This window comes from Streptomyces sp. NPDC059564 (assembly GCF_042735575.1).
GTDB lineage: Bacteria > Actinomycetota > Actinomycetes > Streptomycetales > Streptomycetaceae > Streptomyces.
The window spans coordinates 1-3,473 of record NZ_JBHWBP010000546.1 but is presented as its reverse complement, the minus strand read 5'-3'; the positions used below and the strand labels follow the sequence as shown (position 1 = coordinate 3,473).

General features: G+C 75.9%; 3 protein-coding genes. 2 read left to right on the top strand and 1 reads right to left on the bottom strand.

What is annotated here, in order from left to right; translation table 11 throughout:
* Positions 1-130 precede the first annotated feature (130 nt).
* Entirely contained in the window at positions 131-652 is a 522-nt protein-coding gene (locus ACFV0Q_RS39845; RefSeq protein ID WP_385012786.1) for a hypothetical protein, read from the bottom strand.
* 251 nt (positions 653-903) lie between these two features.
* Between ACFV0Q_RS39845 and fmt the strand changes: the two genes are divergently transcribed.
* Together fmt and ACFV0Q_RS39835 are read left to right on the top strand one after the other, a co-directional pair.
* Positions 904-1,848 carry a methionyl-tRNA formyltransferase gene (fmt, locus tag ACFV0Q_RS39840; protein ID WP_385012784.1) on the top strand — a complete coding sequence of 315 codons (945 nt, stop codon included), beginning with the start codon at positions 904-906 and terminating at the stop codon, positions 1,846-1,848.
* Positions 1,849-1,963: 115 nt separating this feature from the next.
* Entirely contained in the window at positions 1,964-3,454 is a 1,491-nt protein-coding gene (locus ACFV0Q_RS39835) for an RsmB/NOP family class I SAM-dependent RNA methyltransferase (protein ID WP_385012782.1), read from the top strand.
* Positions 3,455-3,473 lie beyond the last annotated feature (19 nt).

The following is a 3,473-nucleotide window of genomic DNA, read 5'->3' as shown; positions in this document are numbered from 1 at the left end:
CCCCCAGAACGGGTCCGGGCGAAGCCCGGGGAACGGTGGAAGGGCGGGTAGGGGACGGCCCCGCAGGGTCACGGCCTCGGGGGACCGGCCCGGCCGTCGGGGGTCGGCGACCCGGCGGCGCGGGGGCCGGTCAGCCGTTGCGGGGACCGGGGAAGGCCGACTGGCGGCCCGCCGCGGCAGGGGCCTGCGCCTCCTCGCGTACCGGCTGCGGGGGCACCGAGCGGGCGGCGGGGATCGTCGGCAGCGGCCCCAGCGTCCGGGTCGTGGTGCCCTCGGCCTGCGGTTCCGCGGACTCGGCGGCCTGCGCGCGGCGTGCACCGTAGCGGCGGTGCACGGCCTGCTTGGTGACGCCGAGGGCCGAGCCGACCGCGTCCCACGAGAAGCCGAGGGAGCGGTCGAAGTCCACCGCCGCGGTGACCAGCGTCTCGACGCTGTCCCGCAGCTCCTGGGCGAGCCGGACGGTGGGCGCGGGGGCCCGGCCGTACACGACGAAGCCCGTGGACGGCCCGGAGCGGCGGGGGCGGTACACGTTGCCGAGCTGGGCGGTGAGGGTGCGCAGCGCGTCCACCTGCCGGCGAACCCGCTCGATGTCCCTCACCAGGAGGTGCAGGCTGGCGCGCGCTTGGGCGTCATGGGTGGCGTGGTCGGCCATGGAGAAGCCTCTCGAACCGGTGCTGAAGAGCGGATCGGGCCGCAGACACCGTTCTCAATCGCGGCCCGTTTCGGTCAATCTGCCTTGACCAACGCGTCATGCGGCAATGAAGTCACGCTCCGGGGGCGTGTCGGCATATGCGAGAGGCGCGCGTGTGTGCGTACGCCCCCTCGCCGCCGCAGGTGGGCGGCCCGGTGCGGGCCCCATAGACTGGTGCGCTGCTGACAGCCGAGATAGCGAGGTAGACCCCAGTGAAGCTCGTCTTCGCAGGCACCCCCGAGGTCGCCGTGCCCGCCCTGGACGCCCTGATCGCCTCCGGGCGGCACGAGGTCGCCGCCGTGATCACCCGGCCCGACGCCCCCGCCGGACGCGGCCGCAGGCTCGTCGCCAGCCCCGTCGCCGAGCGCGCCGAGGAAGCCGGGATCGAGGTGCTCAAGCCCGCGCGGCCGCGCGACGAGGACTTCCAGGCCCGGCTGCGCGAGATCGCCCCGGACTGCTGCCCCGTCGTCGCCTACGGGGCCCTGATCCCCAAGAGCGCCCTCGACATCCCCCGGCACGGCTGGGTCAACCTGCACTTCTCGCTGCTGCCCGCCTGGCGCGGCGCCGCGCCCGTGCAGCAGTCGATCATCGCGGGGGACCAGGTCACCGGCGCCTCCACCTTCCGCATCGAGGAGGGCCTGGACACCGGCCCCGTCTACGGGATCCTCACCGAGGAGATCCGCCCCACCGACACCAGCGGCGACCTGCTGACCCGGCTGGCGTTCGCCGGATCCGGACTGCTCTCGGCGACCATGGACGGCATCGAGGACGGCACCCTGCGCGCGGTCGAACAGCCCGCCGAGGGGATCTCCCACGCGCCGAAGATCACCGTCGAGGACGCCCGCGTCGACTGGAACGCCCCCGCGCTGCGCGCCGACCGCGTGGTGCGCGGCTGCACCCCCGCGCCCGGCGCGTGGACCGTCTTCCGCGGCGAGCGGCTCAAGCTGATCTCCGTCGGCCTCGTCACCGACCGCACCGACCTGGCGCCCGGGGTGCTGGCCCCGGCCAAGAACAACGTCCACGTCGGCACCGGCTCGCACGCCGTGGAGCTGCTGTGGGTGCAGCCGCAGGGCAAGAAGCCGATGAAGGGCGCCGACTGGGCCCGCGGGGTGCGGATCGCGCCCGGCGAGCGCCTGGGCGGGGCCGACGTAGGCTGAACCCGGGCCGGGTCCGTCCCGGCCGCCGCGTTCCGAGCGGCACCACCGACGCCGGCACCACCTCCGCACCACCTCGCGACCCCGCAGCACCTCGTAACCCCGGAGCACCTTTCACGTGAGCGAACAGCCCCCTCGTCGTCCCGCCGCCGCGGGCAACGGCAAGCCGTCCGGCAGCAAGCAGGGCGGCAAGCCCGGCAGGCCCCACCGCCGGCCGCAGAAGGACCCCGTCCGGATGCTGGCCTTCGAGGTGCTGCGGGCGGTGGACGAGCGCGACGCCTACGCCAACCTCGTCCTGCCCCCGCTGCTGAAGAAGGCCCGCCAGGACGAGAAGTTCCAGGCGCGCGACGCGGCCCTGGCCACCGAGCTCGTGTACGGCACCCTGCGCCGCCAGGGCACCTACGACGCGGTGATCAAGGCCTGCATCGACCGGCCGCTGCGCGAGGTGGACCCGCCGGTCCTGGACGTGCTCGCGCTCGGCGCCCACCAGCTGCTCGGCACCCGCATCCCCACCCACGCCGCGGTCTCGGCCAGCGTCGAACTGGCCCGCGTGGTGCTCGGCGACGGGCGCGCCAAGTTCGTCAACGCCGTCCTGCGCAAGATCGCCGCGCACGACCTCGACGGCTGGCTGGAGCGGGTCGCACCGCCGTACGAGGACGACGCCGAGGAGCACCTCGCGGTCTACCACTCGCACCCCCGCTGGGTCGTCAGCGCCCTGTGGGACGCGCTGGGCGGCGGCCGCGCCGGGATCGAGGACCTGCTCGAAGCCGACAACGAGCGGCCCGAGGTGACGCTGGTGGCCCGCCCGGGCCGGTCCACGCCCGAGGAGCTGCTGGAGGCGGTCGGCGAGGACTCGGCGCTGCCGGGCCGCTGGTCCCCGTACGCGGTCCGGATGGCCGAGGGCGGCGAGCCGGGCGCGCTGGAGGCGGTCCGCGACGGGCGCGCCGGTGTGCAGGACGAGGGCAGCCAGCTGGTGGCGATGGCCCTCGCGGCGGTGCCGGTCGAGGGCCGCGACGCGCGCTGGCTGGACGGCTGCGCGGGCCCGGGCGGCAAGGCGGCGCTGCTGGGCGCGCTGGCCGCGCGGCGCGGGGCCTTCCTGCTGGCCTCCGAGAAGCAGCCGCACCGGGCGCGGCTCGTGGAGCGCGCGCTCCACGGCAACCCGGGCCCGTACCAGGTCATCGCGGCCGACGGCACCCGGCCGCCGTGGCTGCCGGGCTCCTTCGACCGGGTCCTGGTCGACGTGCCCTGCTCGGGCCTGGGCGCGCTGCGCCGCCGCCCCGAGGCCCGCTGGCGGCGCCGTCCCGAGGACCTGGAGGGCTTCGCGCCGCTCCAGCGCGGGCTGCTGCGCCAGGCCCTCGACGCCGTGCGCGTCGGCGGTGTCGTGGGCTACGCGACCTGCTCCCCGCACCTGGCGGAGACCCGGGTCGTCGTGGAGGACGTCCTCAAGGGACGGGGTGCCGGCGCCGAGCCGGTGTCGGCCGAACTCATCGACGCCCGCCCGTACATGCAGGGCGTCCCGGCCCTCGGTGACGGCCCCGACGTCCAGCTGTGGCCCCACCTGCACGGCACGGACGCGATGTACCTGGCCCTGCTGCGCCGCACCGCGTAGACCCCGTCGTCGTCACGGC